This is a genomic window from Anaerococcus sp. Marseille-P3625 (assembly GCF_900232825.1).
Taxonomy (GTDB): Bacteria; Bacillota; Clostridia; order Tissierellales; family Peptoniphilaceae; genus Anaerococcus.
Map to the genome: position 1 here is coordinate 152005 of NZ_OCTP01000010.1, position 25065 is coordinate 177069.

The window sequence follows — 25065 nt, forward strand, 5'->3', positions numbered from 1 at the left end:
TAAAAAAGAAAGTATATCGTTTTGTGGGGGGTGAAAAAATGATAAAAACAATTATTTGTGGAAAAGTATCAGGAAATTTCATTGTAGAATCTTTATTTAAATTAAAAGATATAATTGAAATATCAGGAATTTTTGAAGTTAATTCTAAGACAACAATTAGAGATGCATATTTTAATAATTTGCCACTTTTTACAAATATAAAAAACATCCCTAATAATACTAAACTTGCATATGTTCCATTTAATTCTGAAATTAATAGAGATGTAGATATTGTTCGCTATCTATTAAATAGAGGAATAAACGTAATTGAAGAAATTCCTAAAAGTAAAAAAGATACAATAAAATATTTAAAGGAAATAAAAAGTAAAAACTGTTACTATCTTATTAGAAATTTATATGAAGAAACAGAAATTTCAAAAATGTTCATAAGAAAAGCGAAACAAATAATGCAAGAACAAAAAATAATATATATTGATTCGTTTATATCTAAAGATATGTTATTTTCTATTTTTAAAATTATTAAGTCAAGCCTTAATGAGAATTTTTGTTTTGATATAAAAACATTTAGTCATGATGAATTTATTACCATTAGTGGGAAAATATCGGAAATAACATTTTGCTTTAAAGTATATGATCCTATAAATATTAATAACAGATGCAAATACTATGAAAATAAATTGGAGTTTGTATTTGAAGATGGTAGTTTGATTTTAGAAATTTTTAAAAATATAATTATCTGGGAAAATAGAAGAAATTTATTTTTTGATAAAGATAACATAAATATAAATTTATACAATGCAGAACAACTACTAAATTTAAAAACATCTTTTACAGTCGAAAATAAAACAGATTTAAATGATGAATTATTACTTTTGGTAAAAAAACAGATCACTTTTTTAAATAATATGAAGAATGATGGAAGAAAATATTTGCCAAAGGTACACGAGATTATTAAAGATGTTCAATTATTTGATGAATTTGAATGTTTAGTAAGAAAGTTTGATTTAAAAGATGACCTTACAATAAAACAAAACTCATATTTATCCTCAAATTTAGAAAAAAATGAGTGGTTGTATGAAACACCTAATTTAATGAATATTCATTGTATACAAGATGTTGAAAGAAGGTACTCATTTATAGATCATGTTCATGTAAATAAATTTTTAGAATCGATAAATATGTATATATGTTTGTCCATGATATTGTTTTTTCAAAATAATGGTGTTTTTATTGATTGTAATCGCAAATATAATATAAATGAGATTATTGAAAAAAACTTTAATAGTAGAAATAAAAATATTATATTAAGATGGTTAAATATATTATTCGAAAATGAATTTATACATCTAGAAAATAATAATTGTTATTTGCGTAAAGTCGTGAATAAAAATAACATTGATAGATATTATGAAGATGCAAAGAACTTATGGGATTGGAAATTAGGAGATCCGTTGTCTATAGATTATATAAATCAAAATATAAAATATTTACAAGAATTATTTGATGGAAAGAAAAAATGTAATTCTATATTATTTCCTGGGGGAGACCTGAAATATGCAAAGGCATTATATAAGAACAACATGGTATATAGATATATTAATGACTTAGTAGCAATAACTATATCTGATTATGTAAAAAAATATTCTAGTGGAATTAATAAGATAAAAATTTTAGAAATAGGAGCTGGAATAGGAGCTACTACAGATAGCGTATTAAAAAGATTAATAGATGAAAATTTGATTGATGAAGTATTATATAAATATACAGATATATCGAATTTTTTTATCCAGTGTGCAAAAAGCAAATATGAAAATGTAGTTAGTAACATCGAATATGAAAAGATTGATATAGATAAAGATATGGAAAAGTTAGGAAAGGAAACTTTTGATATAGTGATAGCTGTAGGTGTATTAAATAATTCTGGAAAATTAAATACAGTATTGAGAGAGATATATAATACTGTAAAAAAAGATAGTCTTATATTAATTGCAGAACCAGTTAAAGAACCTCCTGAAATGCTTGTTTCACAAGTTTTTATGATGACAAAACCAACAGATATTAGGCTAGAGAAAAATAGAACATTTTTAAATAGATTAGAATGGCTTGATTTATTAAAGGATACATTTGATAAAAAACAAATTCTTACTTATCCTAAAAATACACACGCCTTGTATGAATTTGGGCAACAATTATTTGTTGTTAAAATATAAAAAGAGGAGATAAATAAGTAGTCATGAAAGAAACAATTATTTTAGTATGTGGAGCTTTTCATTATGAATGGTGCTGGAATGAACATTTTATACCATACTTTAAGGAAAAAGGATACAATTTACATGTGCATGCATTATCAAAAGAAGCTAAAAATTTAAAAGATTCTATGAAAATATTAAGGGAAAATATTAAAAAATTTGATACAGAGTTTATTTTTATAACACATTCTATGGGTAATTTGTTTATAAATGAATTTTTAAAAACTTATAAAGATTGTGTGCCGAAATCAATGGTTTTTTTAATGCCATTTCCAATTGAAAACAGGATTAAAAATTTATTCTTTACTAATAAGAATTATATTAAGTTGACAAGGGAAGAATTCTTTTTTTCTGGAAGAGTTAATAACGCTAAAAAGTATATTGATAAAATGAATAAGGAACCTCTAAGCATAAGAATGTTGCCTGTTATTTATTCCTCAATTAAAAAAATAGAATTTAATGTTCCAATATTAACCATATATTCTAAAAATGACAATTGTTTACTCGGAGAATCAGTAATGGAATCAGCTAAGTTGTATAAATCAAAAATCGTTGTTTTAGACGATGTGTGTCATGATTGTATGCTTGATCCAGAATGGAAACTAGTAGCGGACCTAACAATAGAATTTATAGATAATTAAATAATATGTTATCATAAAAAAATGTAATTGATAGTGATTGTTGACTTCATTAGCTTCTTTATGCTAAAATATAGTAAACGGTGTTATCTTAATTTGGGAGGTGAAACTTACTGAGAGACAAAGATGTTACAATAGAGAAAATATTAAAAAGTGCAAAAAGCGAGTTTACAGAGCATGGATTCGAAGAGGCTTCTATTCGCACTATTGCTAAAAATGCAGGAATTACACCTGGTGCAATATATAAGCATTTTAAATCTAAAGAAGATATTTTTAAGGTACTTGTAAATCCTATACTTAATCACTTATACAGAAGAAGTAAAGAATTGACAAATCAAGCGATTGAAGAAATTAAAGTAAATGGTTTACAAGCTTTTGGAGAAAAATCTGATGATAGTAATAGGGAATTATTGGAATTTATTTACCAAAACGATCCTATAGTTAATCTTCTGTTTAACTGTTCTCAGGGTACGGAATTTGAATCAATTCGTCATGATTTAGTGAATCTTGAAGTGCAGGGTGCTAAGAAATTGATCGAGGTTCTTAAAGAAAAAAAGATTGAAGTAAATGATTTGAATGATGATGAACTTCATGTTCTTTATACAATGGCATGTACACCTTTATTTGAGGTAATCACACATAGGTATCCATATAATGAAGCTTTAAATTTTATCGATATGATGGAGGCAGCAATGAATTTTGGTTGGGGGAGGATTATTAAGTGAAAACATAATATAAAATTAAAAATAATAAATTTTGAAATCGGGTTAATCCCGATTTTCTGCGTTTTATGGAAAGTAAACAAAAATAAAAAAATTTTACCAGTAAAGATTATTTTGAAGCAATCATATTGCAACTGGTAAATAAATATAATAATTTAAATGGAGGTATTCAAATGAATGAAAGAAAATTAAAAACAAAAGATTTAGTTAACATCGGTATTTTTTCGGTGATATACATGGCGTTATCAATGGCGGTAATGTTTATTCCTGTGTTTTCTCCGATACTTTGGTTATTATGGCCAGCAATGACAGGAATAATATGTAATTTTATTTACATGTTGTTGGTCTCTAAGGTGCCAAAACCAGGAACGGCTTTACTTTTGATAGCAATTACAGGGATTATATATTTTGCTATAGGAGAATGCACTTTTACAATTGTCATAACTTGCGTTATTGCAGGAGTTTTAGCAGAAATTACTAGAAAAATTTTGGGATATAAAAGTCAAAAAAGCGTAATAGTATCTTCAGGATTGATTTGCATTGGGTTGATTGGCTCACCATTGCCTATGTGGTTGTTCCAAGAATCTTATATGAAATCTATTATTAAAATGGGAATGAGTCCAGAATATGTAAATAAATTACAAACTTTAATTTCAATTCCAACACTTATCGGGATGATCATTACTGCATTTATTGGAGGAGTCATTGGTGCATATATAGGTAAAGCAATGTTCAAAAAACGTTTTGAGAAAGCTGGAATCATGTAAATGGAGGGTATTGTAAGAGGCATTATAAAGCTAAATCCACTAACTGAAATCATTTTTTTGATTTCAGTTAGTATTATTAGCTTTGCAAATAATAGCTTAAAATTAGATTTTTTTATTCTTTTAATGGTTGCTATTATAGCGTTATTTATGGGACTTGTTAAAATATCTTTAAAGGCATTATCTATGTTTGTATTATTACAGGGATTGAAATATTTTGTTTTGCCGATTCTACCAGATGTCATATCAGCACATTTTGGATTATTGGTGATTCATGCTCCTAAGTTAATACCGATTTTTTTAGTTGGTCAAATTCTTGTAAAAACTAATCCTATACGAAATATTATGTATGCCTTAAAAATGATGCATTTTCCAAAAAGCCTAATTATTTCTCTAGCAATAGGCATCAGATATTTTCCATCTTTAAGAGAAGAAAAAATATTAATCTCAGATGCAATAAAAATAAGAGGCGTGACTGGATTTAAAAAGATACAATTAGGACTAATATCTTTAATAGTTACAGCTTCTAATACCGCAGATGAATTAGCTCAAGCTATTACAGTAAGAGGGATAGAAAATCCTGCAAGAAAGACTTTTATGGATGATGCAGGATTTAACATTTGGGATCTAATAATTATTCTATTATGTATTCTGATGTTCTTTAATGTAAAGTTCAAGTTATTTTTATAAGAGGTACGAAACATGATTAATATAAATGAAGCTTCATATTCCTATAAGAGAAGCTTAGAAGATCAGTTAAAGAAAATTTCAATAAAGATTAATCAAGGAGAAGTTATCTTATTATGCGGAAAATCTGGTTCTGGGAAAACAACTATAACAAAATTAATCAATGGATTGATTCCTCATTTTTTAGAGGGAAATTTATTAGGAAATATTTTTATAAATGGGATAAACACAAAACAAATGAAGATATATGAAATTTCTGAAAAAGTGGGAACAATTTTTCAAAACCCCAAAACACAGTTTTTTAATTTAGATTCAGATAGTGAACTAACATTTGGATTAGAAAATTTAGGTGAAAACCCTGATAAAATAAAAAGACAAGTTTTTAAAGTGGTACGTGATTTGGGAATTGAAAGATTAAAAAACAGAAATGTTTTTATGATGTCAGGTGGAGAAAAGCAATTACTTGCTATTGCATCTATTTATGCTACCAATCCAGATGTATATGTGTTTGATGAACCCTCTGCAAATATTGATGAGTATGGCATTGAAAGAATAAGAGAGATGCTTATAAATCTTAAAGCTCAGGGTAAGACAATTATTATTTCTGAACATAGACTCTATTATTTAATGGATTTAATTGATAGAGCTATTTATTTACAAGACGGAAAAATAGAATATGTTTTTTCAAATGTGGAATTTTCTTCAATTACTGACGAATCACGAAAGAAACTGGGACTTAGAACTTTTGTAAGAAAGAAAAATGATGATTTTGCAAATCCTGTCACATTTTGTGAATCTGATGACTTTGTAGTTTCAAATTTAGAATATGAAAATAAGAAACAAAAAATTTTAGATAAGATAAATATTTCCGGAAACAAGGGAGATATTATTGCAATAACAGGTAAAAATGGTCAAGGGAAAACAACATTAATGAGAATTTTATGTGGACTGTTGAAAGAAAACGAAGGGGAGATAAGCTATAAAGGAAGTCCCATAAAATATAAAAAACGAAGAAAACTTTGTTATATGGTTATGCAAGATGTAATTCATCAGTTTTTTTCTGAATCTGTAAGAGATGAATTTAGTTTATTTGATTCTAAAATAGATGAAAAGCAAATAGATAATATTCTAGAAAAATTAGATCTTAAAAAATTAGAAAATCGTCATCCTATGTGCTTATCAGGAGGTCAAATGCAGAGACTTTCTGTAGCATTGGGGATGTTAATGGATAGAGAAATTATTATTTTGGACGAACCAACGAGTGGACTTGATTATACAAATATGCTCGAAATAAGCAAAGTCATTAAAGAATTTTCAAATAATAAAATTATATTTATTGTTACGCATGATAATGAATTGATTGATAGTACATGTAATAAATTATTGGAAATTTGCGATGGCAGAATAAAAAGATTTTATGAAAGAAGGTAAAAGATGGATATCTTAAAGGGACATAAAAGCAAGATTTTCGCAGCTGTATTCATTGCGATAATAGGAGTAGGATTTGGTGTAATACCTTATTTTTCTGTAGCAGCCATTATTAATAACTTGGTTGCAAAAAATGCAAATTTAAATAATTATTATCCATATATTTTTGCTGTATTTTTGGGATTTTTGGCAAGTATATTATTTCATGAAATATCTACTATTATTTCTCATAATCTTGCCTACAGGATTATTGAAGATAAAAGAAAGTTATTAGCTGACAAATTAAGTAAAATTTCTATGGGAGAAGTTGAAAGAAAAAGTAGCGGACAGTGGTCTCAATTTATGGTGGAAACACTTGATAAAATGGAAAAACCGATTGCTCATGTGATTCCAGAAGTTATTGCTAATATATTCATTCCTATAGTATTGATCATAACAATTTTTATAATGGACTGGAGAATAGGAATTGCAAATTTACTTACAATTCCATTGGGATTATTGTTCTCAATGTTAATGATGCGAGGTTATGAAGAAAAATCTAAAAGATACCAAGAAGCAGCTAAAGCTATGAATACGACAATGGTTGAATATGTAAATGGTATTAAAGTTATAAAAGCATTTAATAAATCAGCATCATCATTTGGGAAATTTAGAAAGACTGTTGAAGAGAATAAGAACGCAATGCTTGATTGGTATTTGAGTGTTTGTTTTTCAATGACAGCAACTATGGAAACTATCCCGTCAACTATGGTATTCGTTTTACCAGCTTCCTTGTATTTCTTTATGAAGGGTAGTGTTGAAGTAGGGACTCTTATCACGTGTATATTGCTATCATATGCTTCATATAAACCATTAATAAAAGCTATGAGTCATATGGAAACAATAGCAAATATAAAAGTTGTATTTGAAGAAATAAAAAAAATAATGGAAATTCCTAACTTAAAAAGAGGAGAAGAAGTAAGAGATATAAAATCTTATGATGTAGAGTTTAAAGATGTTACATTTGCATATGAAGAGTCAAAGAATGTATTAAATAATATTTCGTTTAAAGCAAATGAAAACGAGTTAACAGCAATCGTTGGAAATTCAGGTAGTGGAAAGTCTACTATTACAAAACTAATCGCAGGATTTTGGAATGTTTCTAATGGAGAAATTTTAATTGGAAAAACAAATTTGAACGAATTGCCTTTAAAACAGAATATGGAGCTTGTTAGCTATGTGTCTCAAGAAAACTTTCTTTTTAATAAAACAATATTAGAAAATTTAAAGATGGCGAAAGAAGATGCGAGTATGGATGAAATTAAAGAGGCTTGTGAAAAAGCGAGTTGCTATAATTTTATAAATAGCCTACCAAATGGATATGAAACTATTGTAGGGAAGGGAGGAGCAAATCTTTCTGGAGGAGAAAAGCAAAGAATTGCAATAGCTAGGTGTTTTTTAAAGAATAGTCCTATTGTACTACTTGATGAAGCAACAGCATATTCTGATCCTGACAATGAATCAGTTATTCAACAGTCTATTGATAAGTTAATTAAAGATAAAACAGTGATTATGGTAGCTCACAGGTTATCTACAATTGTAAATGCAAATAAAATAATTGTGGTGGATAATGGAGAAGTAATTGAAGAGGGCACTCATAAACAATTACTCGAGTTAAATGGGAGATACAAAAAAATGTGGGATGTATATACAGAATCTAAAGAAATCGAGGTGATATAAAGTGAGAGAATTGATAAAAACTTTATATGAGGTGTCAGGGTCATATTCAAATAAAATAACAAAAATGCTTATTTTTGATGTATTTAAGGGAGTATTTGAAGGAGTTTCTTTAGGTGCAATTCTACTATGTTTGACCAAAATTTGTGAAAATATATTTACGAACCAAAGCATTTTAATGAAAGATGTGTGTATTGTTTTTATTATTGCAGCTATAAGTTTGGTGGGGAAAATTATATTTGGATATCTGGCTGATAAAAACAAATATATTGCTTCGTACAATTTAGGAGCAGAAAATAGATTATATATTGGTGATCGTTTAAAAAATGTAAACATGGGATATTTCAGCATAAATTCTTTAGGGAATATAGCAGGAGCATTGTCAACTGTTATAGGTGAACTTGAAACAATAGGAGTTTTTATTATTGAGCAAATGCTTGTAGGTACAATACAGACACTAATTATGGTTATTTTTATACTACCTTATGATTTTGCAACAGCTATAATTATATTGTTGACTTTGATTGTTGGAACCTTAGTAAACTTATTCACACAAAAAAGCACAGATCAACTAACAGAGAGATTGTTAGGACTTAAATTGGATTTAAGTGAAAAAATGCTTGAGTATGTAAATGGGATAGGAATAACTAAAGCATTTGGAAAAGATCAAAATACAGTTAAGGAACTAAACGAAAGTATTACAAAAAGTCGCAAAGGTTTCCTTGCAGTAGAAAAAATTTTAGTTCCAACACAGTTTTTATTCTTGTTAGTATTTAAAATTGGTATTTGTGTGATAATTTTTAGTTCTATAATAAGATATTTATCAGGGGATATTGAAGTTACTAAAGCTATTATATTAATTGTTATGAGTTTTGTTGTTTTTTCTGGATTTGAATTAGCAGGAAGTATGCAGAGTATTAAGGGTGTTGCTGTACGAAATCTTAATACTGTTATAAATTTAAGAAATTTGCCTGTAATTGAAGAAGGTGAAATGACAGAAGTAGATAAAGCAGAAATATCAATGAACAATATTTCATTTTCTTATGGAAAAGAAAATCTTTTCAATAATCTAAGTATGCTTGTTCCAGATGGAAAAACTACTGCTCTTGTTGGATTTTCAGGAAGTGGTAAAACAACACTTTGCAATTTAATGGCGAGGTTTTGGGATGTAAATTCTGGCGAAGTAAAAGTTGGAAATCTAAATATTAAACAGTACAAGTATGATGAATTGCTTTCAAATTTTAGCTTTGTTTTTCAAGACGTGTATCTTTTTGATGATACCATAAAAAACAATATTAAGTTTGGTAATCCAAATGCAACAGATGAAGAAATGATAGATATTGCCAAAAAAGCTCAGTGCCATGATTTTATTATGAAATTGCCACAAGCTTATGATACTGTTTTGCAAGAAGGGGGTTCAAATCTATCGGGTGGTGAGCGTCAACGAATTTCTATTGCAAGAGCCATGTTAAAACCGAGTAGGTTTGTAGTTCTTGATGAGGCAACTTCGAGCGTAGATCCAGAAAATGAAAAAGAATTATTGATTGCTTTGAAAAACTTATTAAAAGGCAAAACTGTTATTGTAATTGCACACAAGCTTTCTACTGTAAAAAATGCAGATCAGATAGTTGTTTTAAAAGACGGTGTTATAAAACAAGTAGGAACACATAGTGAACTTGCAACTAAACATGGAATATATAAGGATTTTATTGAAATCAGAAAACAATCTGAAAAGTGGAAGATTTAAATTTGAGTAATAGATCAATCTTAATTTTTGACAAGCCTACAAGTGGTTTGGATTTTAGGAATATGAAAGAAGTTTCTAATGAAATGATGAGGCTTAAAGAGGGCGGAAAAACTATTTTTATTATTACACATGATCCAGAATTAGTAGAATGCTGTTGTAATTATTTTATGTTTATGGAGAATGGAAAAGTCAAATGGCATGTTATTAAAGATGAAAAGAATATGGAAAAAATTAGGGAATTCTTCGATCAAACTTAAAATTTGGCTGAAAAATATGGATGAAAAAAGGAGGTAATTTTATGAAACAAGATATGAAAGAACAATTATTAACAAAAAGACCTATAGATTTACTTTTTCAATTATCTATCCCTGCTGTAATAGGAATGATAGTAATAGGTCTTTATCCACTAATGGATGGAATTTTTGCAGGAAATATTATAGGGCAAACTGCAATGACAGCTTGTGGTGTAGCTATGCCACTTACCTTTTTCAATAGTGGAGTTTCTACACTCATAGGTGTAGGTTCAGCATCGGTTTTATCAAGAGCTATAGGAAAGGGCGACAAAAAAACAGTTGATAAAATTATGGGAAATTTAATCTTTTGGGTTATTCTATTCTCATTAATTATTACAATAGGCGGAATTTTACTTGCACCACATTTTTTAGATATGGTTGGAGCAAGTGGAGAAATTAAAGAATATGGTATCAGATATTTACGAGTAATTTTCATTGGTTCTTTATTTGTAAACTTTACTCAATCAGCAAACATGGTTATGCGTGGAGAAGGATTAATGAAAAAAGCAATGCTCATTATGGGGCTAGGGGCTTTTTTAAACATAATTCTTGATCCAATTCTAATGAAATTAATGGGAAAATACGCAATAGAAGGGGCTGCACTTGCAACTATTACAGCACAATTTGTTCAAGCAATAATAACACTCCATTACTTCAAATACAAAAGTAAAGCAGTAAAAATAAATAAAATCAAACCTGATCAGGAAATAAAAAAAGAAATGTTTGGCGTAGGTTCATCTGCTATGATGATGCAAATTTTATTTATGATTCAACAAACAATGCTATATAAAATGTCCTTTAAATATGGCGGAGATACAAATGCTATCTTGATGGCAGCAACACTTAGAATATATGCCTTTTCATTTATTCCACTTTGGGGAATGAGTCAAGGTTTACAACCTGTAGTTGGTACAAATTTTGGAGCAAAGAAATACGACAGAGTAAAAGAAGCTATGAAAGTATTTTCCATTGGAGGATTAGTTCTGGCATCAATATTTTGGATACCAGCATTAGCATTTTCAAAGAATATTCTTTCTTTATTTGGAGTAGAAGAAAACATTATAACTCAAGGAATAGGGAACTTTAGATTATTCTATTCTATCTTTATTCTATATGGAGTAATGGTAATGACTATAACATTCTTCCAATCAATAGGAAATGCTAAAAAAGCTGGCATAATAGTAATGCTAAGGCAGTTATTTTTATTCGTACCTGCAATGATTATTTTGCCAATGATATTTGGAGTTAAAGCAGTATGGTTTGCTGAACCTCTTGTAGATTTAATTATGATAATAGCTGGTGTAGTAATGATGTTTGGGGAATTAAATAGGATGGATAAAATTAGTTTGAAAAATTCAAGTAATGAATAATGAGTGGATTGATTTAAAAGAATGGAGGTAAAATATGCAAAAAAATATAATTAAAGTAAATTTACCTTTTTTCTTTGGTTTACGCTGTTTACAAGTTAGATAACTCAGTTAAAAAATTAAATACAAATACTATTAGAAAGAGTTTCTTTCATTCTAGAGGACTAACCATGCCCAAGAGCAGGAGTCCTCCTTTTTTTGTCTGAAAACATAAAGACAAAAAAAGAATGGAGGAAGCATAAATGACAAAAGAATATTACCTTTATGTCGGTGGGCAAAAAATCAAAGTAAGCGAGCAGATATACAAAGTCTACTGGCAAGAAAGAGAACATGAAAAATATTTAGAGCAGGTGGACAAGAAAAACCACTTGCTCTTTTTTTCATCTCTAAATCACGATGGAAATTTTGAAAATAATCTAGAAGATAAAAATGTTGATGTTGAAAAAGTTGTAGCTACACAAATAATGATTGAAGCACTAAGAAATGCTATGTCAAAGTTAAATGAGGAGGAACGGGAAATAATCGAAAGATTATATTTCAATGATGAAACACTTCGTGCAGTTGCAAAGACTAAAAATATCTCACATCCAACTTTAATTAAAAGACGAGATAAAATTTTAGAAAAACTAAAGAAATTTATAGAAGAATTATAAATTCTGGTTACCAAAGAGGGCAAATTTTCCTTTATAAAGTGAGGGGAATTTTGTCCTCTTTTATATAAAAAAAAGAAATTAATAAAAATTTGAACCTTGACAACTGAATAGACCAAGACAGGACATTAACCATTTGTGGAGCTTTATAATTTCTTCGCCATAACTTTTCTGCTGATAAGGATTTCGGTTTAAATAAATACTCTAGTTAAAAGAAGGATAAAAGAAAACGAGCGACAAAAAGAAATTATATATTCAGCCTAGGAAACTGATGCATTGAAGCAAATGGGGATAATGATACTTCTACAGTTGTTGCCGGCTCATCTTGAAAAGGGGCGGTGGTGAAATTCCAATGTCGTGACCTACACGCCTGTTAATGTCAAAAAACTTAAAAAAATTAAAGATAAGGAGAAGATATTATGTGTGATGAACATAATATAAATACAGAAATGAAAACAGATAAAAAAGATAAACAGATGATAAATCAAATTGATGGTTGGAATATAGAAGTTAAATTTAATGAAAATGGATTTAGCTTAGAAAATTTAGTAGAGGAATACATCAAAGAAAAATTTTCTGTCTATTAGGGGCTGACAAAAAATATAAGGAGCGTTATAATATTTTTGTGGAAGCCAACCTTGGTTCGATTTATTGTATGTAAATTGAATTAAAGGAGGCTTTTTTATGTTTAAAAACAATTTAGCAAAAGAAAATTTGGCAGTTATGTATTTAAGATTATCAAAAGAAGATGGCGAAAAAACAGAAAGTAACTCTATATCCAATCAAAGAGAAATTATAAACTCTTATGCAAGAAAAAATCAATTTCCAATAGTCAAAGAGTATGTAGATGATGGATATTCAGGTGCAAATTTTGATCGTCCCAATTTTAAAGAAATGATAAAGGCTGCCTATGATAGAAAGTTCAATACAATTATTGTAAAGGACTTATCAAGATTCGGAAGAGATTATATAGAAGCTGGAAAATATATTCAAAGAATATTTCCAGAAAACGGTATAAGATTTATATCAGTAAATGACAATTACGATAGTAAAAGTGCAGATATAAACGATACACACCTTATACTTCCTATAAAAAACTTCATCAATGACAGTTATTGCCGAGATATTTCCAATAAGGTAAAAAGCTCTCAAAAGATAAAAAGAGAAAAAGGAGACTTTATCAGTGCTTTTGCACCTTATGGATATAAAAAGTCTGAGGAGAATAAAAACCAGTTAGTGATTGATAAAGAGATATCGGATATTATCAAAAATATATTTGATATGAAACTCTTGGGATATTCCTCAAAGGCAATTGCAGATGAACTAAATAATTTAGGAGTTTTAACTCCAAGAAAATATAAAGAAAGTCAAGGATTTAAGTGTAATGGATTTCAAAATACAAAAGGTGGAAATTGGTCAGCAAAGACAGTAAATAGAATTATAGAAAATGAAGTATATATTGGAAATACCTTACAAGGAAAGAGTGTTACTTTAAGTTACAAAAATAAAAAGCAGATAGAAAAAGAGAAAGAAGAATGGATAAGAGTAGAAAATACCCATGAATCAATTATAAGTAAAGAAGTTTTTACTATTGCAAATACTATGTTAAAAAGAGATTTGAATAATTCTCGTGGAAAGGACAAAATTGATATTTTTACAGGAATGCTTTTTTGTAAAGAATGTGGAAGTTCTTTGATTAGAAGGACTGTAAAGTATAAAAAAAGAGAAGATGTTTTCTATATATGCTCAAAGTATAACAAGGAAAAATCTTGCACAAGACATAGCATAAAAGAAGAAACCTTGATAAAAGCAGTATCTAAAATAATGAAGTCCTACATTGAATTTAATGAAAATCTATATTCTAAAGTTCAGCGTATAGATATAAATAAAAATTTGAAAGACAATCAAATTCCTATACTAAAACGAGAAAAAGCAATGACAGAAGAACTCTTATCTTCCCTATACCTTGACCTAAAAGAAGATGTTATTAGTAAAGAAGAATATCAACTTTTTAGAAAAAACTATACAGAGAAACTGACTAAATTAGATGAAAGTATCGAGTATAGATTGAAAAAACAGGAATATACTAAGGAGAAGATTGACAAAAATAAGAGTTGGATCATCGACATTAACAAGTATAAAAATTTATCGGAAATAGATAGATTGTCTGTTGTGATGCTCATTGATAAAATTTTTATTTCTGAAGATAAAACGATAGATGTTAGATTTAATCATACCGAAGAATTGTCTTTACTTGAAGAAATGACAAAAATGGATAAGTCTGACATTAAATCTAACACCATAAAAAAGAAAAGTATCGATATAAGCAGGAAGTCAAAAACTATCCCCACTGTTATGAATAAAAGTCTTGTAAGTGCTGAAAGTGAGGTATGCTATGGCTAGAACAAAAAATAGGCATATATCACAATCAGAAACAGAAGTTGTAAAAGTGATTGAAAAAATATACATTGCCGGTATTTATGTTAGATTATCACAGGAAAGAAAGGAAGCTTACAGGGATAAAAGTAATTCACTTGAAATGCAGGAAGAACTTTGCATAAAAGCTGCAAACGAAAAAGATATAAAGATTTTAAGAGTATACAAGGACTATGAATATTCTGGAACAAATTTTAAAAGACCTGCATTTATTGAAATGATGGAAGATATCCGAACAGGTAGGATAAATTGTATCATAGTAAAAGATATGTCAAGGTTTGGTAGAGAGTATTTAGAAATCGCAAACTATATCGAAAAAGTATTTCCATTTTTGGGAGTTCGATTTATTTCCGTAAATGATAATCTGGATACTAAAGACGGTATAAAATCAGATCAGAGTTATGAAATAGCAATAAAAAATATCTTCAATGATTTATACGCAAAAGATATTTCAAAGAAAATAAAAGCCTCCAAAGAAATAAAAATGAAACAAGGGTCTTTTATAGGAGCGATGGCTCCGTATGGCTATAAGGTTGATAAAATTGATGGAAAAAGAGTTCTGGTGATGGACGAAAAGGCAGCAGATGTAGTAAGACTTATCTTTTATATGGCAAGTCAAGGTAAATCCAATATGCAAATAGCAAGAGAATTGACTAAAACATATACGACACCTGATGAATATAAAAGAACAGGTAAAATTTTTAAGGATAAAGAAGATACAAAACAATGGGATATTTCTTATATATCAAAAATGCTTTCTGATGAAGTATATATTGGGAATTTGATTCAAAGAGTATTCTCAAATAGACATGATCCAAGTAGGAAAAGTAAGTTTCGTGATAAAGAAGAGTGGATTATAACAGAGAACACCCACAAAGGGTTAATAGACAAAACTACATTTGAAAATATCAGAGAGATAAAGGAGAAAAAACAAAACTATCTACCTTACCATTCACTGAAAAACATAATAAAAGATGGAAAAGAAAATGTTGGAGTAAAAATTCAAAGAGATCATAAAAAAGAAGGAAAGTATGACGACCTCATACAGTGCAGTGTTTGTGGCAGATATTTGAAAAAACAATATGGACCAAGAGGACTGAAATATCATGATGAGATTTGCTATTGCTATTATTGTAAAGGTGGAGACAGATTAAAATTAGAAAAATCTCATGTCAGAATATATGAAACAGACCTCGACAAAATTTTAGTAGATACCTTAAAAAGACTGTTTTCAAGCTTTTATAAAAAGGATAAAAGATTACAACTAAAAATATATTTAGAAAATATAAGTGCTGAAAAGATAAATCATGTTTCTATAAAAACAGATGTAAATAATAAAAAGATTGCTTCTCTTAGGATCAATCTACAAGAACAATATGAAAACTATGTTAAAGGAGAGGTTCTTTTAAGTGATTTTAAAATAGAAAGTAAAAAAATAAATAATCAAATAAAAACCTTAAAAAATGAGTTAAAAGTTTTTGATGAAAGAATAAGAAATATAAAAAATAAAAAAAGAGAAATTATAGAATTTATAGATGCACTATTTTGCTGTTTGGATGATAAAAGCATAGAAGTTGATAAAGAATTGGTCGATACATTAATTAGCCATATAGAAATATCAGAGTATAAGCAGGTTACCATATATTTTAAGTTTAATCTTGATAAAGATATGGGAAAGCAGTTGGAGGTAGAGCATGAATAAGATAGCTATATATTTAAGACTTTCTGAAGAAGATTATCACAAAGTAGATGAAAGTGTAAGTATAGTAAATCAAAGAGATTATATAAAAAGCTACATTGAAAATGAAACCTCTTTAAAAAGTTGTGAAATAGAAGAATATGTAGATGATGGATATTCTGCTACTAATACAAATAGACCTTCATTTTTAAGGCTTATTGAGGATATAAAGAGTGGTAAAGTAGGAACTATAATTGTAAAAGATATGTCTAGGTTTTCAAGAGATTATATTTTGCTTGGGGATTACTTAAGCAATATATTACCATTTCTAAAAATACGATTTATTGCTATTAATGACAACTATGATTCTTTAAAAGAACAAGGCAATGGCTTAGATACAGATACACAGTTTAAGACATTGTATTATGATTTATTCAGTAAGGAATTATCTGAAAAGGTAAGAAGTTCTATTAGGCAAATTAAATCGCAGGGGAAAAATATAAATTGGGCAGCACCTTTTGGATATATTAAAGATCCTAAAGATAAACATAGTATTATCATTGATGAAAAAACAGCTTTTATAGTTAAAGAAGCTTTTGATTTATTGCTAAAAGGATATTCGTGTATTCAAGTGGCTAATATATTTAATGAAAAAGGTTATATTACACGCTCTGAACGAAAAGAAGAACTGAAACTTTCTGATTATACTGGAAATTTAATTACTGGAAGTGAGGTAAAGAAAAGAGTTTGGACAAACGCAGCTATCTCACAGATTACAAGGAACGAACTATATACAGGAGATTATGTATATAATAAATTCAAAGAAACAAAAATAGGTGGAAGAAAAAGAATTTTACTTCCTGAAGAGGAGTGGAAAATACTTCCAAATACCCATGAAGCGATTATTTCAAGAGAAGTATTTGATGAGGTAAAGAAAATAAAAGAAAAAAGAAGTTTTGGAAGATATACAGGAAATAAAAATCGTTCTATTTTTTCTGATAAGATTTTTTGTAAAGAATGTGGTAGACATATGAGTTTTCGCAGTGATATTAGACAAAAGAAAAATTCAGATAAAATACACAAGTATAAAAGTTATTATTGTAATTTATGTAAAGCTGAGAAAACACCAAACAATATCAAAGAGAAAGATATTATTGAACTTATAAAACCCAAATTAAAAGATTTTAAGATTCAAAATACATTAAATGAAGAGAAAGTTATAGAACACAAGAATGTAAAAGAAGAGATTCTAAAGGAAATATCCATATTAAACAGTAATTTACAAATCATCTATGAAAACTATAAAAAGAAAAATATTTCAAAAGAGGACTATTTAAAGGAAAAAACTTTTATCCAAGATAAAAAGATATTATTGGAGAGTAAATTGGAAGAATTGAAGTCAGATAAGATTGATTCAAGGAAAGAAACGGATATTACAGTCTTAGACGAAGAAAGTTTATTGAAGGTTTATGTAGACAATAAAATTGATAAAATAATTGTATCAAGAAGTGGAGAAATAGAAATTTTAGAAAAATAGATGAATAGCATTAAAAGTAACTCATAATCTCGCCAACTTTAATTTTAATACGCCAAAATGAAAATAATGACGAGAAAATTCGAGAAAATAAATAGTACTGTTTATTATGAGACGATAGGGTAAATATTTAGGAACAAACAAAAAAATGATATAATTATAGTTAAAATGAGATATTGTGAGGTGATTTTTGTGTCTAAAATAAATGTGGAAGGATCAGAAATTAGCATTATTGCCATAGATAATAGAGATTATATTTCTTTAACCGACATGGTTAGAAATGTTGAAAATGGTGTGGCACTAATAGAAAAATGGCTAAGGAATAAAAATACAATTGAATTTTTAGGAATATGGGAAGAAATGTATAATGCGAATTTTAATTCCACCGAATTCGAGGGAATTAAAAATGAAGCAGGTTTTAATCGTTTTATTTTATCGGTTAAACAATGGGTCAATAAGACGAATTCTATCGGAATTGTTGCCAAAGCAGGAAGATATGGTGGAACATATGCACATAAAGACATAGCTTTTGAATTTGCGTCGTGGGTATCACCTTATTTTAAGCTCTATCTTATTAAAGAGTTTGAGCGCTTAAAAGAAGAAGAGCAAAGACAATTAGGTTGGGATATCAAGAGGAATTTAGCTAAGATAAATTACAAAATTCATACAGATGCAATTAAGAATAAACTTGTCCCTGAGAAATTATCAAAGGAAAGAATAAACTATATCTATGCAAGTGAAGCAGATATATTAAATGTAGCTTTGTTTGGAATGACAGCAAAAGAATGGCGTGAAAATAATCCGGAGTTAAAAGGAAATATGAGAGACTATGCTGATATATCACAATTAGTGTGTTTATCAAATCTTGAGAACTTAAATGCTGTTTTTATAAATGAGGGAATGGATGCAACTGAAAGGATAGAAAAATTAAATGCAATTGCTATTGAACAAATGAGGATTCTAACAGAAAGTGAACGTATAAAAAAGTTAAAATAAAAGTTTTGTATATAAATTAGGCGATAGAAATATCGTCTAATTTTATGTAACAATTGCTTGACATTGTAGGGTAAATCAACCCTATTACATTTACTAGGAGGACTTGATTATCCTACAAGTGGAAAAGTTTTAATTGATGATACCGACATTTATGCATTGAAAGATGATGAGAGAACTATTTTTAGGAGAAGGAATATTGGTTTTGTCTTTCAAGCATATAATCTTTTGCCAATGTTAAATGTGTATGAGAATATAATTATTCCCTTTGGTCTAGATGGGGATGCGGTAGATAAAAAATATGTTGATTCAGTAATAGATATTCTTGAGATAAGTGATCAAAAATATAAAATGCCTAATGAATTATCTGGTGGACAGCAACAAAGGGTTGCCATAGCAAGAGCCTTGGTTACCAAACCATCTTTAATTCTAGCTGACGAACCTACAGGAAATTTAGATTCAAAATCTTCTTCCCAAGTTGTTTACTTACTAAAAAAGATTAATAAAGAGCTTGGAAATACTATTCTTATGATTACTCACGATGATGCCGTCGCTCAAGCTGCAGAAAAAACTATAAGGATAGAAGATGGAAAGCTGGTGGGAAAAAATGAAAGTCAAAAATAAAGCTTATATAAGGCATCTTGCAAAAAATATTTTAAATGCTAATAAAAGCAGGAGAAATATTCTCTTATTAGCAATTGCTTTGACTTCTATACTATTTACAAGTCTGTTTTCCGTAGCCTTAGGTTTAGGAAAAAGCATGGAAACCCAAACAATGAAAACTGTTGGAACAATCAGCCATGGTTCTTTTAAAGATATTTGTGATGAAGATGTAAAAATATTAACTCATGATAAGGATATAAAGGATTTTTCAGTAAGAGAAAAAGTTGGAATTCTTGATGATGAAAAAGTTATGGCAGAACTATCTTATATGGATAAGAAAGGATTTGAATGGTCTCTAATAGAAAAAGTTAAGGGAAAGTTTCCAGAAAAAGAAAATGAAGTATTTCTAGATATATCAACTGCTAAAAAATTAGGTTATAAGGGTGAAATCGGAGAAGAAATAGAAGTTCCTTTTAAAATAGAAAAAGCTTACACAGGAGAGATTATCGAAAAGAAAAGTCATAAATTTATTATATCTGGAACTTTTCAAAATCCTATTGACTCCAATGTTGGTGTAGGGCAAATCTATTTATCAAAAGCTTATGTAGATAAATTATCGATTCCAAAAAGTAATAATGACGCGGAAGTAATGCTAAAGAATTCCTTTATGATAAGGGATAAACTTTTAAAAATTGCAGAGAGAAATGGTTATAAAGTTGTAGAGGACCCTGGAAATTTATCCGAAAAGGAAATAAGGATTGGTGTTAACTTTGCCTATCTTTTATCTGGTGATAGTAGTTTTGATTTTAATACATTTCTACCATACTTAGCTTTTTTGATTTTGGTAATGGTCGCAGGATACTTAATAATAAATAATATTTTCAAGATATCCGTAAATGAAGATATTAAACTTCTGGGACTTTTAAAAACAATTGGAATGACAAAACCACAAATCAAAAAACTTGTTCATCTTGAGTCTTTAGCAGCCTCACTTCCATCAATAATAGTTGGAGATTTAGTAGGAATTTCTATCGGAAAAATTATTTTAAATAAAATATTTGTAAGTAATGAGATGTTAACGGATGTAAAATTATCACCCGCAGTAATAATATTAATTATCTTATTTTCAACAGCCTTTACTTTGCTTACAGTATTTATATCAGTTATGAAACCCGCAAGGTATGCAGCAAAAGTTTCTCCTATAGATGCTAGCAGATACAATGAAACCACGATAAAAAAGAAATATAAAAGCGAGAATATTTCTTTAGGAAAGCTGTCAAGAAGACAAGTATTTTCCAATAAATTTAGATTTATATCAATAGTTCTTTCCATTAGCCTTTCTGCTGTTATTTTGAATAGTGTCTTAACTTATACAGGCAATATTGATCTAGAAAAGGGAATATCTGATGTAATTGTAACGGACTATAATATAGCAAGCCCAAAATATTTTAGATATATGTACTCAGGAAGTGAGGACGGTATTAATGAAAAGTATATCGGTGAAATAGAAAACTATAAAGGATTTAAAAGTGGAGGTGCCTTATATTCATACGGTTATGAGTACACATATCCGGATATAAAAATAGAAGACAATAAAGTTGCTCCAATATTATTGGGAATAGATGATTATTTAATAAATAAACAAAAATTTATAGATGGAGAGTTTGATAAGGAAAAATGGAAAACAGGAAATTATGTTATTATAGGGGAAAAAATAAGAAATGATTCTGACTATAAAATCGGTGATAAGATAAGGATAAATGTAAATAATAAAATTAAAGAAGTCCAAGTTATGGGTAAAGTTGAATATAATTTTTCAAATGGTCTTAGATATTTCCCTGTGGTTAAGGAAGATAAAAACAATGAGTTAAGTCCTACTTTAGGTTTGGAATATATTTATATGAATCCAAATGAGTACAAAGAACTCATAGGAGATAAAAGTATAATGTCCTATGGATTTGATGTGGAGGATAGTGAAAAGGAAAATTTTGATAAGTTATTAAAATCTTTTGAAAACAACCCAGACTTTTCCTATGACTCAAGAGATCTTCAAATAAAGTCTTTTAAAGATTTCAAAAATCTTATAGAATTTGTGGGTTATAGTTTATCTATAGTATTATTCTTAATATCTGTGCTTAACTTTATTAACGTTATTGCTACTGAAATATTAAGAAACATGGTGAACTTATCAATCCTTGAAGCAATTGGAATGACAAAGAAAAATATTAAAAAATATTTGGTGAAAAAGAATTTGATCTATTCTTTATGTGGATTAGTATTTTCTTTCATAATTATGCTTCTTGTAGATAAATACATCTTGATGGATTTTATGGAACAAACTAAGTGGACTTCCTATAAATTTGTAATCATGCCACTTATACTTGTAAACTTTGTAAATATAATTATTGGGATATTATTTACAGGTAGATTCTATGAAAAGCACAGTCAAAACAGTCTTGTAGATAGAATAAGAAGTTTAGAATAATAGAGGAGGTTTTATGAAAGAAAATTTAAACAAGAAGATATTTCTATTTGGACTCACGATTTTTGTGATTTCCTACCTACTGCCAATAGACATCTTTGAAAGATATACAAGTTTAAGACCAACTGGACTCACATCAATGTTTGTAGGTAATCTAATATAAGTAATGCGACTAAAACAAGAAAATAATAATCTAAACAGCTCTTTTGAGGGCTGTTTTTTCTTAGTTCTAAAATGATATAATAATTATAAGATGTTTATTTATTGACTTATTCCCACATACGAGGCTTTTTAAAAAAATTAAATTTTATCCATACTGACCACTCAAGCCACGTGGAGACATTGGTGTTGATGATAAGATACAATATTGTGAAATGATAAATTTGTTATATCTCCAACTATTTTTGGCTTAAAAATTGTTATTTATTAAATTAGTATAATTTAGAAACTTGTGGAGGTGCCAAAATGAAAATAGATTTCTATTATTGGGGGAGTATGTGCCCAATTAGTGCAGAAATATTAGATGTGATTAATAGATATAAATCTAAAGTTAATACAAATACTTATGAAATATCTAATGATTTATCAGCTTGTAAAAATAAAAAAATATATTTTCCATTCTTAACTATAATTAATGATATTAATAGATATTATAGGCCAATTAATGATAAATTTATGGAAGAGCTTGCTTCAGGGATAATCCCAGTAGAAAAGCCATATATTCCTAAACTAGGCACTGAAAGTGTGACAAAAACTATAAAAGCAATTACAAAAGAAAATTATAATATTGCGTCTCAATGCACATCTAGGGTCAATTGTCTGGGGTGTGAAATGAAGATTAAAATGTATGATTCAATAAATGAAGGTATATATGGATTTATGAATGTTAATGGTAATAGCTTACTTGGTGGGGTTGAATTTGTTCCGTCTAATCTAGTACCTTACGACATTCCTAGAAGTGGCGAAACAGTATTTATAACATGTATTTATTTATCAAATGAAGATTATGATTATAAGTCTGCACCATTAATGGCTTTAGAAGATTATTTAAAAAATAAGTATAAAAAAGTACTTGTAATTTCAGATGAAATTGGGATTTTTCCAAATGGAAATTTAGACTTCTTTCTTAAGAATAATTATAAAGATGAAGCGATTGTGTTTGAAGATGATTATTGCAAGTTACATTTAATGTCAAAGATTTTGTAGTTTAGAATACTCGGCTTGTTGATATTAATCAGAATTATATTCTACAACAGATAGAACTCCTTGACGTACTTAGTGTTCACTAGTTCCATGTCGAGACTTTAGTATTTATGACAAGTAAATAAGAATACAAAATTTATAAGGTATTTATTTTTATTTAAGAATTTGGAGGAAATAATGATAAAGAAAATAGGAATTGTTAGTTTATCTAATGGTGTTTTGGGGGAAAGCTTTATTGAGCATGAAATAAAAATTGGAGTAGACAGATTAAATAAGCTAGGAGTAGAGATAGAGTTTTTACCTAATTCTTTGAAAGGCATTGATTTTTTAAAGAATCATCCGGAAGCTAGGGCAGATGATTTGATACTTGCTTTTGAAGATGACACTATTGATATGATTTTATGTGCTATTGGTGGAGAAGATACTTATAGATTAGCCCCTTATCTGTTCGAAGGAGATAGATTAAAAAATATTGTTAAACAAAAACTTTTTTTAGGCTTTTCTGACTCAACAATAAATCACTTTATGCTAAATAAGCTTGGCATAAAAACATTTTATGGTCAGGCTTTCTTGCCAGATGTGTGCGAACTATCTGCTAATATGTTAGCTTATACAGAGAAATACTTTTTAGAACTTATAAAAACAGGGAAAATAAATGTGATACATCCTAGTGAAGTTTGGTATGACGCAAGGGAAGATTATAGCGAGAAAGCTATAGGAATAGAAATGAAAAGTCATCATAATACAGGTTTTGAGCTATTAAGAGGAAATCCTATATTTTGTGGAAAAATTTTAGGCGGATGCATAGAATCAATATATGATATGTTCGATAATTCTAGATTTGAAGATACAGTAGAAATTTGTAGCAAATACGGTTTATTTCCAAGCCTTGAGGCATGGGAGAATAAGATTTTACTTATAGAATCAAGCGAAGAAAAAACAAAACCAGATTTATATAGGAAAATGATAATTGCTCTAAAAGACTACGGCTTGTTTGATATATTATCGGGAATACTAGTAGGAAAACCTCAAAATGAAATCTATTATGAGGAGTATAAATCTATTTTATTAGAAGAAATTACTAATAAAGATTTACCTATTGTCTATAATATAAATATTGGACACTCAACTCCAAGATGTATAATTCCTTTTGGGGTAGAAGCAGAAGTAAATGTAAGCAAACAAACAATCTCCTTTAATTATTAAACAAAATTGAGCTAAGCCATGAGCTGTCTTTTTCTTCTTTAGAATGATATAGTTAATTATATGATGTTTATTGATTGGCATCCACATATAAGGCTTTTAAAATTTGTTAGTTTTATCAATACTGACCACCAAGCCATGTGTAGACTATAGCATTATTGTACAAAAAAATAAGAATTTGAATTTATAATATAATAGGAGTTTATCTGGAGGTTATGAATGGATTACAAGGAAATATACGCTTCACACATAGATCTTTTGTGGGAACTTCAAAAGCAATATAAAGCAGAAATAGGAGAGGATATACCGAATGATATATCCAAGAAACGTCTGAAAGATGCAATCAGCAAAGGGGAAATATTATTTTTCGGAGCATGGGAAGGTGATGCGTTGGTAGGCTGCTGTTCAATAACAGTTGATTTTTCAACTTTTGACTATATGCCAAGTGGAATATTTGAAGATTTTTTCATATGTCCTGACTTTCGTCATAAAGGAATAGCACGCCAGCTAGTCCAATTTGCATATAGGTCAAGTGCTATAAGTTCAATGACTGTTGCTTGTGCACAATGCGATATACAAATGTATAAATCACTTGGATTTTCAATTCAGCTTGGAAACCTGTTTGCATTTGAACCATAAGTTACGGTTCTTAGATGAGAAAGTATATAAAGG

General features: G+C 28.6%; 21 protein-coding genes and 2 pseudogenes. All 23 read left to right on the top strand.

Annotated elements, in window-relative coordinates:
* Window positions 1-38 precede the first annotated feature (38 nt).
* The 23 genes and pseudogenes from CS884_RS01950 to CS884_RS02050 all read left to right on the top strand — a co-directional run bounded on the left by CS884_RS01950 (window position 39) and on the right by CS884_RS02050 (window position 25032).
* The gene (locus tag CS884_RS01950; protein WP_099320410.1) at window positions 39-2210 is read left to right on the top strand and encodes a bifunctional 2-polyprenyl-6-hydroxyphenol methylase/3-demethylubiquinol 3-O-methyltransferase UbiG; all 2172 of its coding nucleotides are present in this window, start codon (window positions 39-41) and stop codon (window positions 2208-2210) included.
* Between the two features lie 23 nt (window positions 2211-2233).
* Window positions 2234-2890 carry a hypothetical protein gene (locus CS884_RS01955; RefSeq protein ID WP_099320411.1) on the top strand — a complete coding sequence of 219 codons (657 nt, stop codon included), beginning with the start codon at window positions 2234-2236 and terminating at the stop codon, window positions 2888-2890.
* A 140-nt stretch (window positions 2891-3030) separates the two neighbouring features.
* Window positions 3031-3153: pseudogene (locus CS884_RS10890) on the top strand (TetR/AcrR family transcriptional regulator); the annotation flags it as partial.
* Between the two features lie 60 nt (window positions 3154-3213).
* The gene (locus CS884_RS01960; protein WP_257875727.1) at window positions 3214-3612 is read left to right on the top strand and encodes a hypothetical protein; all 399 of its coding nucleotides are present in this window, start codon (window positions 3214-3216) and stop codon (window positions 3610-3612) included.
* Window positions 3613-3782: 170 nt separating this feature from the next.
* The gene (locus CS884_RS01965) at window positions 3783-4376 is read left to right on the top strand and encodes an MptD family putative ECF transporter S component (RefSeq protein WP_001005732.1); all 594 of its coding nucleotides are present in this window, start codon (window positions 3783-3785) and stop codon (window positions 4374-4376) included.
* Entirely contained in the window at window positions 4377-5063 is a 687-nt protein-coding gene (locus tag CS884_RS01970) for an energy-coupling factor transporter transmembrane protein EcfT (protein WP_072537653.1), read from the top strand.
* Between the two features lie 12 nt (window positions 5064-5075).
* Window positions 5076-6491, top strand: a complete 1416-nt coding sequence (locus tag CS884_RS01975; protein ID WP_099320413.1) for an ABC transporter ATP-binding protein — start codon at window positions 5076-5078, stop codon at window positions 6489-6491.
* Window positions 6492-6494: 3 nt separating this feature from the next.
* Complete coding sequence (locus CS884_RS01980) at window positions 6495-8207, top strand: ABC transporter ATP-binding protein (protein WP_099320414.1); 1713 nt, start codon at window positions 6495-6497, stop codon at window positions 8205-8207.
* A gap of 1 nt (window position 8208) precedes the next feature.
* A complete protein-coding gene (locus tag CS884_RS01985) occupies window positions 8209-9951 on the top strand; it encodes an ABC transporter ATP-binding protein (RefSeq protein WP_099320415.1) in 1743 nt (580 codons plus the stop codon).
* Between the two features lie 2 nt (window positions 9952-9953).
* Complete coding sequence (locus CS884_RS01990; RefSeq protein WP_099320416.1) at window positions 9954-10208, top strand: hypothetical protein; 255 nt, start codon at window positions 9954-9956, stop codon at window positions 10206-10208.
* Window positions 10209-10249: 41 nt separating this feature from the next.
* Complete coding sequence (locus tag CS884_RS01995) at window positions 10250-11614, top strand: MATE family efflux transporter (protein WP_099320417.1); 1365 nt, start codon at window positions 10250-10252, stop codon at window positions 11612-11614.
* Window positions 11615-11853: 239 nt separating this feature from the next.
* Window positions 11854-12264 carry a sigma factor-like helix-turn-helix DNA-binding protein gene (locus CS884_RS02000; protein ID WP_099320418.1) on the top strand — a complete coding sequence of 137 codons (411 nt, stop codon included), beginning with the start codon at window positions 11854-11856 and terminating at the stop codon, window positions 12262-12264.
* Window positions 12265-12680: 416 nt separating this feature from the next.
* Window positions 12681-12848, top strand: a complete 168-nt coding sequence (locus tag CS884_RS02005; protein WP_000332792.1) for a hypothetical protein — start codon at window positions 12681-12683, stop codon at window positions 12846-12848.
* Window positions 12849-12945: 97 nt separating this feature from the next.
* On the top strand, window positions 12946-14664 hold the full coding sequence (locus CS884_RS02010) for a recombinase family protein (RefSeq protein ID WP_099320419.1): 1719 nt from the start codon (window positions 12946-12948) through the stop codon (window positions 14662-14664).
* On the top strand, window positions 14657-16399 hold the full coding sequence (locus CS884_RS02015; protein ID WP_099320420.1) for a recombinase family protein: 1743 nt from the start codon (window positions 14657-14659) through the stop codon (window positions 16397-16399). The genes CS884_RS02010 and CS884_RS02015 overlap by 8 nt, the downstream gene beginning before the upstream one ends.
* Window positions 16392-17912, top strand: coding sequence for a recombinase family protein (locus tag CS884_RS02020; RefSeq protein ID WP_099320421.1), 1521 nt, complete (start codon window positions 16392-16394; stop codon window positions 17910-17912). The genes CS884_RS02015 and CS884_RS02020 overlap by 8 nt, the downstream gene beginning before the upstream one ends.
* Window positions 17913-18101: 189 nt before the next feature.
* Complete coding sequence (locus CS884_RS02025) at window positions 18102-18905, top strand: KilA-N domain-containing protein (RefSeq protein WP_019132960.1); 804 nt, start codon at window positions 18102-18104, stop codon at window positions 18903-18905.
* 69 nt (window positions 18906-18974) lie between these two features.
* Window positions 18975-19526, top strand: a pseudogene (locus CS884_RS02030) (ABC transporter ATP-binding protein); the annotation flags it as partial.
* Entirely contained in the window at window positions 19489-21990 is a 2502-nt protein-coding gene (locus CS884_RS02035) for an ABC transporter permease (RefSeq protein WP_099320422.1), read from the top strand. The pseudogene CS884_RS02030 and the gene CS884_RS02035, both read left to right, overlap by 38 nt.
* A 13-nt stretch (window positions 21991-22003) precedes the next feature.
* Window positions 22004-22150, top strand: coding sequence for a hypothetical protein (locus CS884_RS10575; RefSeq protein WP_180753298.1), 147 nt, complete (start codon window positions 22004-22006; stop codon window positions 22148-22150).
* A gap of 302 nt (window positions 22151-22452) precedes the next feature.
* Window positions 22453-23193 carry a hypothetical protein gene (locus CS884_RS02040; RefSeq protein WP_099320423.1) on the top strand — a complete coding sequence of 247 codons (741 nt, stop codon included), beginning with the start codon at window positions 22453-22455 and terminating at the stop codon, window positions 23191-23193.
* A 174-nt stretch (window positions 23194-23367) separates the two neighbouring features.
* The gene (locus CS884_RS02045) at window positions 23368-24396 is read left to right on the top strand and encodes a S66 peptidase family protein (RefSeq protein ID WP_099320424.1); all 1029 of its coding nucleotides are present in this window, start codon (window positions 23368-23370) and stop codon (window positions 24394-24396) included.
* A gap of 216 nt (window positions 24397-24612) precedes the next feature.
* Complete coding sequence (locus CS884_RS02050) at window positions 24613-25032, top strand: GNAT family N-acetyltransferase (RefSeq protein WP_099320425.1); 420 nt, start codon at window positions 24613-24615, stop codon at window positions 25030-25032.
* Window positions 25033-25065: the final 33 nt, after the last annotated feature.